At 59.3% G+C, this 12,473-nt stretch carries 12 protein-coding genes; 4 read left to right on the top strand and 8 right to left on the bottom strand.

Annotated features, from left to right (window positions below):
• Nucleotides 1–16 precede the first annotated feature (16 nt).
• Nucleotides 17–730: a FadR/GntR family transcriptional regulator gene (locus tag GH784_RS08640; protein ID WP_004431172.1), complete on the bottom strand. Its 714-nt coding sequence runs from the start codon at nucleotides 728–730 to the stop codon at nucleotides 17–19.
• Between the two features lie 205 nt (nucleotides 731–935).
• Here GH784_RS08640 and GH784_RS08635 point away from each other — a divergent pair, with 205 nt between their 5' ends.
• The 4 genes from GH784_RS08635 to GH784_RS08620 are packed head-to-tail and all read left to right on the top strand — an operon-like array spanning nucleotide 936 to nucleotide 4,426.
• Nucleotides 936–1,964, top strand: a complete 1,029-nt coding sequence (locus GH784_RS08635) for an ABC transporter permease (RefSeq protein WP_065660278.1) — start codon at nucleotides 936–938, stop codon at nucleotides 1,962–1,964.
• Nucleotides 1,961–2,860, top strand: coding sequence for an ABC transporter permease (locus GH784_RS08630; protein WP_013761140.1), 900 nt, complete (start codon nucleotides 1,961–1,963; stop codon nucleotides 2,858–2,860). Before GH784_RS08635 ends, GH784_RS08630 begins: the two co-directional genes overlap by 4 nt.
• A complete protein-coding gene (locus GH784_RS08625) occupies nucleotides 2,847–3,692 on the top strand; it encodes an ABC transporter ATP-binding protein (protein ID WP_025594967.1) in 846 nt (281 codons plus the stop codon). The genes GH784_RS08630 and GH784_RS08625 overlap by 14 nt, the downstream gene beginning before the upstream one ends.
• A complete protein-coding gene (locus GH784_RS08620) occupies nucleotides 3,689–4,426 on the top strand; it encodes an ABC transporter ATP-binding protein (RefSeq protein WP_013761142.1) in 738 nt (245 codons plus the stop codon). The genes GH784_RS08625 and GH784_RS08620 overlap by 4 nt, the downstream gene beginning before the upstream one ends.
• A 104-nt stretch (nucleotides 4,427–4,530) precedes the next feature.
• On the opposite strand, the gene GH784_RS08615 is transcribed toward GH784_RS08620, so the two are convergent.
• The 7 genes from GH784_RS08615 to GH784_RS08585 all read right to left on the bottom strand — a co-directional run bounded on the left by GH784_RS08615 (nucleotide 4,531) and on the right by GH784_RS08585 (nucleotide 12,324).
• Nucleotides 4,531–5,583, bottom strand: a complete 1,053-nt coding sequence (locus GH784_RS08615) for an ABC transporter ATP-binding protein (RefSeq protein WP_112200584.1) — start codon at nucleotides 5,581–5,583, stop codon at nucleotides 4,531–4,533.
• 18 nt (nucleotides 5,584–5,601) lie between these two features.
• Nucleotides 5,602–6,444 carry a carbohydrate ABC transporter permease gene (locus GH784_RS08610; protein WP_111799956.1) on the bottom strand — a complete coding sequence of 281 codons (843 nt, stop codon included), beginning with the start codon at nucleotides 6,442–6,444 and terminating at the stop codon, nucleotides 5,602–5,604.
• Nucleotides 6,434–7,366: a carbohydrate ABC transporter permease gene (locus GH784_RS08605; RefSeq protein WP_111789927.1), complete on the bottom strand. Its 933-nt coding sequence runs from the start codon at nucleotides 7,364–7,366 to the stop codon at nucleotides 6,434–6,436. The genes GH784_RS08610 and GH784_RS08605 overlap by 11 nt, the downstream gene beginning before the upstream one ends.
• Before the next feature lie 10 nt (nucleotides 7,367–7,376).
• Nucleotides 7,377–8,648, bottom strand: coding sequence for an ABC transporter substrate-binding protein (locus GH784_RS08600; protein ID WP_112675425.1), 1,272 nt, complete (start codon nucleotides 8,646–8,648; stop codon nucleotides 7,377–7,379).
• 49 nt (nucleotides 8,649–8,697) lie between these two features.
• Nucleotides 8,698–10,299, bottom strand: coding sequence for an FAD-dependent oxidoreductase (locus GH784_RS08595; RefSeq protein ID WP_153793384.1), 1,602 nt, complete (start codon nucleotides 10,297–10,299; stop codon nucleotides 8,698–8,700).
• Between the two features lie 5 nt (nucleotides 10,300–10,304).
• On the bottom strand, nucleotides 10,305–11,375 hold the full coding sequence (locus GH784_RS08590; protein ID WP_025594973.1) for a LacI family DNA-binding transcriptional regulator: 1,071 nt from the start codon (nucleotides 11,373–11,375) through the stop codon (nucleotides 10,305–10,307).
• Nucleotides 11,376–11,586: 211 nt separating this feature from the next.
• Nucleotides 11,587–12,324, bottom strand: coding sequence for a carboxylesterase family protein (locus GH784_RS08585; protein WP_153793346.1), 738 nt, complete (start codon nucleotides 12,322–12,324; stop codon nucleotides 11,587–11,589).
• Between the last annotated feature and the right edge of the window lie 149 nt (nucleotides 12,325–12,473).

Genomic DNA, 12,473 nt, shown 5'->3' with positions numbered 1-12,473 from the left:
GATGAGTGTCGAGATGCTATTGCGCCTCGGAAAGCAACCTGTATCGACGCTGGCTCGCAAGCATATGATCGCGCATGGCTTTCCGCGCGGCATCCGGATCCTGCTCTACGATGGCGCGCAGGATTGCCTCATGCTCGGCCTGCACTTTGCGCAGATAATCCGCGTCGCCCGTCTCCGGCAGGGTTGGAAACTGACCGCGCGGTATCGAGCGTGACCCGAACTGGCGCAGTGCCTCGAGATAGAACCGGTTGTTGGTCGCTATCGCAATGGCCGTGTGAAACTCGTAATCGGCACTGACGGTGCTTTCGCCCGCATCGATGGCCCGGCCCATTTTCCGATGGGCTGCGGAAATCGCCGCTTCCTGCTGGGCTGTGCGGCGATAGGCGGCAATTGCCGCTGCTTCGCCTTCGGTTGCGAGCCGAAACTCAAGCATTTCCAGCGTTTCTGCAATTGTGCCAACTTCGGATTGCGTCAGCTTCACACCCGCCCACTCGCTGACATTGCTGACGAACACGCCCTTGCCATGGATGGGAATGACATAGCCGGAAGAGCGCAGATCCGCGATCGCCTCGCGAACCACTGTGCGGCTCACGCCGTAGGTGCGCTCAAGCTGCGGTTCCGTGGGAAGCTGATCGCCGTTCTTCAGTTTTCCACTGCGAATTTCTGCACTGAGATTATCGATGATCTGTTGTGCCCGCCGCTCCCGCGGCTTTTCCCTATCGCCCATCATGCCACTCTTCCCTCTTGCAGAAAACGAATCCCTTCGTTACTCATATGATGACGTGGCGTTACGTCATATGTTTTCATGTTAGCTCAGGGAGGAGTTGGGATGAAGTACCATCAAAAGTTTTTGCAGGGTAGAATTGCTCGTCTGCGGCGAGCCGTTCAAAAAGTGGCATCGCTGACAGCGTTTTCTCGTGGAAGTGCGATTTGCGATGACTGAAATTTCATTGCGCGGGCTTGGACATCGCTTCCTGCAACTTGTCGTCAGCCTCTTCATCCTGCTCTGCATCACCTTCATCATTGGCCGGGTGATGCCGACCGATCCGGTCGGGGCAATCGTCGGTGAGCTTGCAGATCCCAAGGCCTATGAAGCCATGCGGGCTCGGCTTGGGCTTGATCTCCCTCTCTACCAGCAGTTTTTCATCTATCTCCGCGGCCTGCTGCACGGCGATTTCGGTATAGCTATTCTGACCGGAAACCCGGTAACGCGGGACCTGGCGCAAGCCTTCCCGGCGACGCTTGAGCTTGCAACGCTGGCAATCATCATCTCCACCGTCATCGGCGTCCCGCTCGGTCTCTCCGCGGCCCTGTTTCGCGACACGTTCATCGACAAGTTCGCACGTGTCTTTGCGCTGGTGGGGCATTCGATACCCGTATTCTGGTTCGGTATCGTCGGGCTCGTGATTTTTTATGCGAATCTCAACCTTGTCGCCGGGCCCGGTCGCGTGGACGTCTTTTACGAAGGCCTCGTGGAGCCGAGAACAGGGCTGATGCTGGTCGACACTCTTCTCGCAGGTGAGACAGAGATTTTCTGGAATGCGCTCGCGCATATCATGCTGCCGGCGATCATCCTTGCCTATATGGCAATGGCCTACATTACCCGCATGACCCGCGCCTTCACCCTCGAACAGCTTAGCCAGGATTACGTGATTGCGGCGCGTGCGAAAGGCGTCAGCCCGGCGCGCACCGTAACCCGCCATGTACTGCCGAATATCGCGGTTCAGCTGATCACCGTTCTCGCCATCTCCTATGGCAACCTGCTGGAAGGCGCCGTTGTGACCGAAATCGTCTTTTCCTGGCCCGGCATCGGACAATACATGACGAATGCACTGCTTATCGGTGACATGAATGCGATCCTCGCAGCCACGATCGTCATCGGCTTCATCTTCATGATGCTCAACTTCCTCGCAGACGTGGCCTACACCACGCTTGACCCGCGGACACGGGAGGTCGCTCGATGACCGATATAACTCAGAACACTCCCGTGCGGAGCCGCAGCGCGTTGTCTCGGATATCCACAACGACGGCGCGGACGCTGCGGAAGCTTGGCGACGAGCCACTTGGAATGTTCGGCTTTGCCATTCTCGCCATTCTGGTCGTGGTTGCCATTTTCGCTCCCCTGATTGCGCCATATGATCCGGTGCGCCAGGTGCTCGACAATGCGCTTCAGCCTCCCAGCTGGGCGCATCTGGCGGGAACCGACGAATTTGGCCGAGACATTTTCAGCCGCCTCGTCTATGGCACCCGCATCACGATCCAGACCGTCTTGTCGGTCTCGGTCATCGTCGGCCCTATCGGCCTTGCAATCGGTGTCATGGCCGGTTTCTTCGGCGGCAGAACCGACGCCATTCTGATGCGCGCGACCGATATTGTCCTTTCCTTCCCTTCGCTCGTTCTGGCACTTGCCTTTGCTGCTGCAATGGGAGCCGGTCTCGGCACCGCAATCATCGCGATCTCGCTGACCGCCTGGCCGCCCATCGCGCGTCTGGCGCGGGCCGAAGCGCTGGTCGTGCGCAACACCGACTATGTTGCGGCCGCACGCCTCTACGGGGCCTCGCCGATGCGCATCCTGTTTCTTTATATCGCTCCGATGTGCATTCCCTCGGTCATCGTCAGACTGACATTGAATATGGCCGGTATCATCCTGACGGCCGCCTCGCTTGGCTTCCTCGGTCTTGGCGCTCAGCCGCCGCTTCCTGAATGGGGGGCGATGATTTCCAGCGGCCGTAAATTCATGCTCGATTACTGGTGGGTCGCCGTCATGCCCGGCATCGCGATCCTTTTGACGAGCCTTGCCTTCAACATCGCTGGCGATACGCTGCGCGACCTACTGGATCCGCGTCATGCCCGTTCCTGATAGCTCTCCCATTCTTTCGGTCCGCGATCTTAACGTTCGCTTTGGCCGCAACGCCATCCCCGCCGTCTCCAATGTCAACTTCGACGTCGGACGCGAGCGTGTCGGTATCGTCGGCGAATCCGGGTCCGGAAAGTCCACGACCGGCCGTGCCGCCATGCGCCTTCTGCCCAAGAGCGCCACGGTGACGGCAGAACGGATGGATTTCCTCTCCGAACCCCTGCTTGAAAAATCCGAGCGCCAGATGGGTGCGATCCGCGGCAGCGAGATGGCGCTCATCATGCAGGACCCGCGTTATTCCCTCAATCCGGTCCTGCCGATCGGAAAGCAGGTGGCGGAAGCGGCCGAGCTGCATCTGGCCCTCAAGGGCAAGGCCGCCAGAAATGCCGCGCGCGACATGCTGCTGCGCGTGCGCATCAACGATCCTGACCGCGTGATGGGGCTTTATCCCCACCAGATCTCAGGCGGCATGGGACAGCGCGTGATGATCGCCATGATGCTGCTTGCCAAACCCAAGCTGGTCATCGCCGACGAACCGACCTCAGCACTCGATGTCAGCGTCCGCAAGGATGTCCTTCTGCTTCTGGACGAGATGGTGCGCGAAAACAATTCGGGCCTCATCCTCATCAGTCACGATATCCGCATGGTCGCGGCCTTTTGCGAACGCGTGCTGGTCATGTATGGCGGACGCGTCGTGGAGACGCTTTCCAAGCTCGAAGATGCGCAACACCCCTATACACGGGGCCTGATCGCGGCCATGCCCGATCCCCGCAATCCGGTCCGGCGCCTCAAGGTGCTGGATCGCCAGGCAATCGATGCGGAGGTGATGCGATGATCACGGTAGACAAGCTGGATGTCGTCTACGGCACGAAGGAAAACCGCAATCACGTCGTGCGCGACGTCAGCTTTCGGGTCAACCGAGGCGAGACACTCGGCATCGTTGGCGAAAGCGGTTGCGGCAAGTCGACATTGCTGCGATCGCTTGCCGGCCTGGAATCCGGCTGGACCGGATCGATCTCTTTCGAAGGCAAGCCTGTGGGCAAAGTCCGTAGCCGCGACGAGCTGAAGCTGGCGCAGATGGTGTTCCAGGACCCCTATGGTTCCCTGCACCCACGCCACCGCATCGGCCGGGCTCTTGCCGAACCGATCCGCTCCATGGGGCTCGGTGACGGCTGGTCGAAGGTTCCGGCCGCGCTGCAGCAGGTTGGCCTGCCCGCGCATTTTGCCGAGCGCTTCCCGCACGAACTGTCCGGAGGCCAGCGTCAGCGTGTTGCGATCGCCCGCGCGCTTATCCTCAAGCCGCCGATCCTGCTTCTCGACGAGCCGACATCCGCTCTCGACGTCTCCATTCAGGCGGAAATCCTGAACCTGCTGGCCGATCAGCGCGACGAGCAGAACCTCACCTTCGTTCTCGTCAGCCACGACCTGTCGGTTATAGCCCATATGTGCGACCGCGTTCTGGTCATGCAGAATGGTGTTTTTGTCGATGAGTTGACCAAGGCCGATCTTGAAGCGGGCATCACCCACGCGGCCTATTCAGGCGAGCTCTTCGAGAGCAGCTTTCTTTGAAAGCCGTCATGGGGTGAGCCATGGGAACAGCTGGACTGCGAGGTTTTCCCTGGCAGTCTAGTATCTGATCTTTCGGGCCGCGCAAGAGGCAGATGGCCCCGTGATCAGTTCAGCCGTGCTCCGTCTTCACTCGAAAACAGATGGACGCAGTTAAGTGTCGGCGAGACCATGATGCTGTCGCCGACTGCCTGCCCTATGCGTTCCCGAAAGACGCCGAGTACCTTGGTATCGCCGAGTTTCATGGTGACCTGCGTTTCCGATCCTAATGGTTCAACCAGTATTATCTCGGCAGGCACGCCGCCGGCATCAAGCAGGAAGTGTTCCGGGCGGATGCCGTAAACGGCCTGTTTGCCGGCAAAGCCGGCCGCGGAAACTGGCAAGGGCAACACGATACCTGCGGTTTCAAAACCTCTTTCAGTTATCGCGCCGGTCAGGAAGTTCATCGATGGCGAACCGATGAAGCCCGCAACGAACTGATTTGCCGGGCGGTCGTAAAGTTCGAGCGGCGTGCCGATCTGCTCGACCCTGCCGCCATTGAGAACCACGACCCTGTCGGCCATCGTCATCGCCTCGACCTGGTCGTGCGTCACATAGATCGTGGTGGTCTTCAGCTTCTGGTGCAGTGCCTTGATCTCGCCGCGCATGACGACGCGCAACTTCGCATCAAGGTTTGACAGGGGCTCATCGAACAGGAACACCTGCGGATTGCGCACAATGGCGCGGCCCATCGCAACGCGCTGGCGCTGGCCGCCGGAAAGCTGGCGCGGATAACGGTCGAGCAGCTGCGCAAGGCCAAGAATATCCGCTGCCCAGTTCACCTTTTCAGCAATTTCCTGCTTGCTCGAGCCGCGGTGCTCTAGCGAAAAGCCCATATTGCTGGCCACCGTCATATGCGGATATAGGGCATAGGACTGGAACACCATGGCAATATCGCGGTCCTTGGGATCGAGATCGTTGACGACCCGTTCACCGATCCTGAGCTCTCCGCCGGTAATCGTTTCGAGACCGGCTATCATCCGCAACAGGGTCGACTTGCCGCAGCCGGAAGGCCCGACAAGCACAACAAACTCGCCGTCCTTAATGGCGAGATCGATGCCGTGAATGGTTTTGACCGCGCCATAGCTTTTGCGGATGTCGGAGAGAGTAACGTGAGCCATCAATCGGTTTCCGGTTCTTCAGCCCTTGAGGCCGGTATGGGCGAGGCCTTCGACAAACTGCTTCTGGGCAATCACGAAGACGATGAGCACGGGCAGCGCAGTCAGCGTCGCTGCGGCAAGCTGGATGTTCCACATCGGCCCGCCATAGGCGTCAGTATATTGCGTCAGCGCCTGCGGCAGCGTGAACATCTCGGCGCTGGAGAGAAAGACGATGGGTTCGAGGAACAGGTTCCAGGAATGCAGGAACGTAAAGATCGCGACCGAAGCAAGCGCCGGCTTCGCCAGGGGCAAGGCAATCTTGCGAAATATCTTGAAACGTCCAAGACCGTCGACGCGTGCGGCCTCCTCCAGCTCTCCCGGCAGCGTCACAAAAAACTGCCGCATGACGAAGGTGGCAAACACGCTTGGCGCCCCGAAAACCGGCACGAGGATCAGCGGCCAGTGGGTGTTGACCATGCCTGCCTTCAGGAACATCTGGAAGAGCGGCACGATCGTCACTTCGGACGGGATCAGCAGGCCAAGCAGCACGATCATGAAGATCACATTGGCGCCCGGAAACCGGATCCGTGCGAAGGCATAGCCTGCCATTGAGGAGATGATCATCGTACCGATCGTCACCACAGCGGCAATGTAGGCGGAGTTCCAATATTGCCGCACGAAGGGCTGCAACTCGAACACCTTCGCATAGGTCGTCCAGTCGTGGCTCTGCGGGATGAGCTGCGGTGGGAAGGCGAAGATGTCGCTTATGGGCTTGATGGAGGAGGTAACCATCCACCAGGTTGGAAAGACGAAGGGGATAAGCAGCACGCACAGCAACCCGTAGAGCGCCACCTGCATGCGGGGGGAAAGGTCAGCTTTCATAAAAGACGATCCTCTTGCGCATCTGCCACTGGGCAAAGGTCAGCACGGCAACGATCAGAAACAGCAGGATGGACAGCGTCGAGCCGTAACCGAAGAAATGGAACTGGAAGGCCTGCTGATAGAGGTAGTAGACCAGCACCGTGGTCGACAGACCCGGCCCGCCCTGGGTCAAAACAGCGATCTGAGCAAAAACCTGTAACGAGCCGACAATGGTGATGATCGAGGTCAACAGGATCGTCGGGCTGATCAGCGGCAGGGTGATGCGACGGAACTGTTTGAAGGCTGGCGCGCCGTCGATGCGGGCGGCCTCGTAGAGTTCCTTCGGCACGCCCTGAAGTGCCGCCAGGAACAGGATCATGTTGAGCCCGACATTCTTGAAGACCTGTACGACGATGACCGAAATCATCGCTGTCGTCTCCTCGCGCAGCCAGTTGGGGCCTTCGATGCCGACCATCAGCAACATGCCGTTGATGCCGCCGTTCTTCTGCAGCAGGAAACCCCAGACGATCGTCCAGGCAACCAGAGACACGACGACGGGCGAGAAGAACAGCGTTCTGAATATCGCAATGCCGGCAAGCTTCTGGTTGAGCAGCACGGCAAGCAGCAGCGCCAGCGACAGGTTGAACACGACGAGGCCGGCTGAGAATATCCCGGTCGCGCCCAGCACCTCCAGAAGATTGCCGTCTTCGATGAGCATCCGGTAGTTCTGCGCACCGGTATAGGTAAAGGTATTGGCGAGCACGTTCCACTCATGCAGCGAATACCAGAACACCAGCCCGAGCGGGATCAGCACGAAGATGATGATCCCGATCAGTTGCGGGGCGATGAACAGAAAGCCAGCAAGACTGTCGCGCCGCGCGATGGTCCAGAACGCCGATACCGGGCGATGCCGGGGACGGGTAATCTCCTGCGCGACAGCCATGGCTTTCTCCTCAGCGCTTCAGGAGCGGCGCGATCTGGCCGCAGATTTTTTGAAGCGCTCCCGCGACATCGGCCTCCGGCCGCCAGACCGCATCAAGGTTTGAGCGCACGATCTGCTGTATCTGGGCAAAGCCGGTGTGGCCGGGCATGACCTTGCCCGTGGCGATGCCTGATATGACGACCTTTTCGATCTGTTCCTGGCTGAGCAGCGGATTGGTTTTTTTCAACACCTCCGCATTCAGCAGCGACTTGCGTGCCGAGGGGAAGAACTGGCTGAGCTTTGCCGAATTGTCCGGATTGGTCATGTAAGCAACGAATTCGGCCGCCGTCTGCGCATTCTTTCCGGACTGCATGACGCCGATGCCGGCCTGTCCGATAAGCGCGTATTCACCGGCAGGTCCCTTTGGCAGCGGCACGAGGTCCCAGCCGAAAGGCTTGTCCTTCGGCAAAAGCGAGGCCCGGCTGATCTGGGTAATGGTCATCGCGGCATTTCCGGCAAAGAAATCGACCGTCTCGCCGGGGCCGGGCATGGCCTTCTTGCTGAAGATGGCGTCATGGATGAACGACACCGCATCCGCCATCGGCTTTTCCGACATGGTGCAGGTTGCACCATCCGCGCTCCAGGGCGATGCGCCCCAGCCGTTCCACACGGAGGTCAGATATTGCCAGCTCTGGTAATTGAAGTCGCGGACGACAAGCCCGCCCTTGCCGGATTTCGAGACCGCCGAGGCGGTCGCGATGGCGTTTTCCCAGGTCCATTCGCCGGCAGCGATCATCTCCGCCGGCGTCTTTGCACCTGCGGCCTTGATGAGATCATTGTTGACGAAGACCGCAAAGGGCGAGGTCGAGAACGGATAGGCGAAGAGCTTTCCGTCCTGCGACCAGCGTTCCGTGGCCCCGGCGCTGACTTCGTCGAGATTGTAACCCTGAGCGGCCTTCAGCGTGTCGGTGAGCGGATAGAGCGCGCCTGATTTGACGAAATCATAGGCCGAGGTCTCAAAAATCCAGGCCATGTCAGGCGCATTGCCGCCCGCAATCTGGGTCGTGAGCGCAGTGGTATAGGTGTCGAAAGGCAGGGACTCATAGGTCACGCTGACATTCGGATGGTCCTTTTTGAAGCCGGCTGCGATGTCGTTGAACAGCTTTAGATGCGCCTCGTTGGCACTCCAGATCGTCATGCGCAGCTTGACCGCATCCTGTGCCGCCGCTGCCCCTGCCAGCGCAAACGAGCCGATAAGGGCCAGCGCGCAGGCCGTGGTTTGCATTTTCCAATGACTATTCATTCCCAGTCCTCCTCCAAAGATGGGTTCGATCGAACGACAGTCCGCCGTCCTAATAGGCCGCGATATCCGGCCAGCGTATTTCAATGCCTTCGCGGGTCAGTGCCGTCTGGAAGGCATGAAGATGGTCATCGTCTTCCTGCACCTGATGCGGTGTGAGACCTGTTTCTAGGCAATAGGCCGCCAGCATTCCGGCCACTTCGCCGATATTCCATTCGACTGGATGCAGGCGGTAGCAGCCATTGGTGATATGCGTCGTGCCGATGTTCTTGCCCGCCGGAATAAGGTTCTTCACGCGCTCGGGTATGAGTGCGCCAAGCGGAATCTCGAACGGGCAGGAAGGCACATCGATATAGTTGTCGCCACCGGTCGATGGGTGCAGATCGATGCGGTACATGCCGATGCCGATGCTGTCGCGATAGCGGACAGCCCCCCTGTCACCGCGAACCGTGTAGGAAAGATCCTGTTCGACGATGCGCGTGACCGGCTTGATGCGGCGGCTTTCCCGGATATAGGGCGCCATGGCAAGGCCGTGTTCGGTGCCGGTAATATCGCCTCTGAGGCGCAGGCCGCGAAAGCCCTGTCCGCCATCAAGGCGCGGCGCTTCGGTCTGCAACCAGTAAAACACCGAATAGGAAAGTTCGGCCGCAGCCTTCAGATGCCGCGCCTTTTCTTCTTCCGACACATCGATGATGGTGCCGTCCATGTAGTCGATCATCGGCCAGTTCACGAGGCAGATGTCGGATTTATAAAAACCTGGCGCAAAGTTCTTGCGTGCCGCGATGCGACGGAAAATCCAGAGGTTTTCATCGCCACCGCCCTTGCGCTGGTCGGCATCGACCAGCAACGGATCGTCGTCCGGATTGGGCGTGAAGGAGCGGGTCGTGTGTTCCAGCGTGCGCGGATGCGGCGCGGTGAAACCGAGCATCGGCCCACCCCAGAAATGCGGCTGGTACTTGCGCCAGTAGTCGTAATTATCAGGCTTGTCGATCGTCTGATCGCCGTCGACATGATCGATTGCAAAGCAGATCGACACCGCCTGCACATTATCAGGCTGGGCGCTGGCCGGCGCACTGGGCTCACCCGTGTCCGATTGCGCCTCGAACCCCTTGGCATATTCCGTGCGCGTCATCGGCAACAGATCGCCAAGCTCGGTGGCATCAAGAATGTAGTCGGCGGAAATGACGATCTCGGCTCCGCTGTCGCGATGGCGCAGGGTGACCGCGCGGACCCGGTCGCCATCCACATCGGCAGCAACCGGCCGATAGGGCTTGAGCACCGTCAGCCGGTCGGCACCGATATAGGGCATAAGCATGCTTTCCATCACCGCAAGGCTGACGCGCGGCTCGGCGCAGATGCGGCTGACCCAGCCGCCACCCGGATTGAGGTCACTCCAGGAGCGGGCGCCTTCCGTCAACGGATAATGGTCGCGGTAATATTGGCGCACGCCGTTGCGTAGTGCGCGATAAGAGCGGGTGATGCCGAACTGCTCGACCCAGCTATGTTCGTCCGATGGCACGGCCTGGCTGGTCAGCTGACCGCCGATCCAGTCATATTCCTCGGTCATGATCACGCGCTTTCCGGCGCGTGCGGCACCGAGGGCCGCCGCCACGCCGCCAAGGCCACCACCGACCACAAGAATGTCTGCTTGCATCTCTTTCACGTCGTCTCATCCGTTTTGTTGACTGGGGACTTATCTGGGGAGGCCACTGGAGCCGGCCCCAATGTTTCACCCTTGACGGGTTGGCACTTGAGAAGAATTTGACTTCCCGGGCTGCCGGTCTCGATGCGGTTCACCAGCATTGCAGTCGCCTGCCGGCCCATCTCTTCACGGGGAATTTCATAGGATGTGAAACGCACCGGGCTGCGGCCGGCACGAATATGGCTGCCAAGCACGACCATCGAAAACACGTCGGGCACCCCAATTCCGCGCTCGCGTGCCAAAGTCTCGACGCGCACCGCATCCGCCAGTTCTATGAAAAATGCCACCGTCGCGCCGCTTTCGATGATCGCGTCGAGGATCTTTTCGGCAGGCCGGTTTACCGCCTTTATGTGCAATGCAAGCGTCGCCGCCGTGCCGAGCGCATCACTGAAACCTCGCCAGCGGTCGGCAATCGATTCCGCCGGACCCGCAGGGCCGATATAGGCGAGCTTGGAATGCCCGAGCATCATGGCATCTTCAACAAGCTGCCGTGTGCCCGCGGCATAGTCGCCGCCGACATAGGGCACGGGCCCGCCAGCATCGTCGCGTCGGCCGATCGCCACGAATGGATAATCTTCCGAGACCAGCCGGGTAAGCTCCTTGCGGTCGAATTCACGGCCCAGGACCAGGCAGCCATCGGCGATCCGGAGCCTGTTGCCCTCGGAAAAAATCTTGCGGTTGTTGCCGACGCCAGCACTGGTCAGCAGCAGAAGATCGTACGCCTGCTGTTGCGCCTCTTCCTCGATGCCCAACAGGAACGGCGTGAAGAAGTCCGCCTGTGCGCTTGGAAAAGCAGGCTCGTAGGTGAAGACGCCGAGGATGCGATTAAGCCCCTTGGCCATGCGGCGCGCAATCGGGTCCGCGACATAACCCGTCTTGCGAATGACCGCCTGTACGCGTTCGCGTGTTTCTGCCGGGATACGGGCGATCGCGGTCGGCGCGCCGTTCAGAACAAGCGATACTGTTGCCTGACTGACGCCGGCAAGCTTCGCAATATCGTTCTGAGTAAGGCGCTTATGGCTGGTCACGCAATGCCCTCCCCGACATTCGTTGACTGCTAATACGTATTAGCTGTTAATGCGTATTAGCATGACCTCCCTACTCTGTGTCAATAGGGGAAAGACACGCTTGCGGAGAGATGTTTTGACGAAGGCTTATGATGCGGCCAGCCCGGCCTTATGACGGCCGCGCTGGGTTATGGGCTTTCATACCAGCGGTAAAACGGTGCCCGCTGCGGGTTCAGGGTGCCGAAGGCGTCTTTGCGTCTGCAAGCTTTTGCTGGAGAAGCCAGGTCCACATCGCCTCATCGCCGAGCACTTTTGCCTCCACCTCTTCATGGTTCGTATCCTCAAAAACCGTCAGCCGCACATTACGTTTCAATTCCTGGAGACGTTGAACGAGGACAACAGTATCGGACAAAGGAATCACCTCGTCCCTTGAGCCGTGAAAGGCCCAGAAGGCGGTCTTTTCATTGGTGCGGTTGAGATAATGGCGGATGCCGCCACCGGCAATTGGGACGACCGCAGCAAAAGTTTGCGGAAACTGCTCGGCCATTGACCAGGCGCCGAACCCTCCCCGGCTATATCCGATCAGATAGATACGGCTGCGGTCCACCCGATGATCCGCTACAACGGAAGCCAGGACGGTTTCGACGCGCTCGATCGGATAAAGCAGTTCCTCACTCGGATTTTGTGGCGAAAACACCATGAAAGGAAAATCACGGCCGCCTTCGATCAATTTTGGCAAACCGCTGCGGCGCAGCTTTTCGACGTCGCTCCCGCCCTGATCGCCGCCATGCAGCCATACCACGAGAGGATAGGTTTTGTCCGAACCGGCATAGTCTTTGGGCGTATAAAGCAGATAATTGATATCCGACGCGATCGTGGCGTCAGACCTCATGGCCTTCTGCTCGGCAAACGCAAATGTCGATGTGGCCAGCGCTGCAACAGCGATCAGGCATAGTTTCAGATGCTTCATGCTTTTGTCCTCCCAACAAACACGTCTTCCAAGACGCGACTGGTGAACTCATCAGCCGCCGGGTTGGTTCAGTGGTTTGAAAAGCATGCCGGTCAACACGCCATGCGGAACCCGATTGAGGCTGCGAATATCGATCAGCCAGGTTTGTC

The sequence above is a fragment of the Agrobacterium tumefaciens genome, assembly GCF_009649785.1.
Classification (GTDB): Bacteria; Pseudomonadota; Alphaproteobacteria; order Rhizobiales; family Rhizobiaceae; genus Agrobacterium; species Agrobacterium tumefaciens.
The sequence above is the reverse complement of the archived record's forward strand: the minus strand, read 5'-3'. Positions and strand labels throughout refer to the sequence as shown.

What these genes read in the sequence shown, in the direction of transcription:
- GH784_RS08640 (WP_004431172.1), bottom strand. Translation starts at nt 730, where the DNA reads ATGATGGGCGATAGGGAAAAGCCGCGGGAGCGGCGGGCACAACAGATC.
- GH784_RS08635 (WP_065660278.1), top strand. Translation starts at nt 936, where the DNA reads ATGACTGAAATTTCATTGCGCGGGCTTGGACATCGCTTCCTGCAACTT.
- GH784_RS08630 (WP_013761140.1), top strand. Translation starts at nt 1,961, where the DNA reads ATGACCGATATAACTCAGAACACTCCCGTGCGGAGCCGCAGCGCGTTG.
- GH784_RS08625 (WP_025594967.1), top strand. Translation starts at nt 2,847, where the DNA reads ATGCCCGTTCCTGATAGCTCTCCCATTCTTTCGGTCCGCGATCTTAAC.
- GH784_RS08620 (WP_013761142.1), top strand. Translation starts at nt 3,689, where the DNA reads ATGATCACGGTAGACAAGCTGGATGTCGTCTACGGCACGAAGGAAAAC.
- GH784_RS08615 (WP_112200584.1), bottom strand. Translation starts at nt 5,583, where the DNA reads ATGGCTCACGTTACTCTCTCCGACATCCGCAAAAGCTATGGCGCGGTC.
- GH784_RS08610 (WP_111799956.1), bottom strand. Translation starts at nt 6,444, where the DNA reads ATGAAAGCTGACCTTTCCCCCCGCATGCAGGTGGCGCTCTACGGGTTG.
- GH784_RS08605 (WP_111789927.1), bottom strand. Translation starts at nt 7,366, where the DNA reads ATGGCTGTCGCGCAGGAGATTACCCGTCCCCGGCATCGCCCGGTATCG.
- GH784_RS08600 (WP_112675425.1), bottom strand. Translation starts at nt 8,648, where the DNA reads ATGAATAGTCATTGGAAAATGCAAACCACGGCCTGCGCGCTGGCCCTT.
- GH784_RS08595 (WP_153793384.1), bottom strand. Translation starts at nt 10,299, where the DNA reads ATGCAAGCAGACATTCTTGTGGTCGGTGGTGGCCTTGGCGGCGTGGCG.
- GH784_RS08585 (WP_153793346.1), bottom strand. Translation starts at nt 12,324, where the DNA reads ATGAAGCATCTGAAACTATGCCTGATCGCTGTTGCAGCGCTGGCCACA.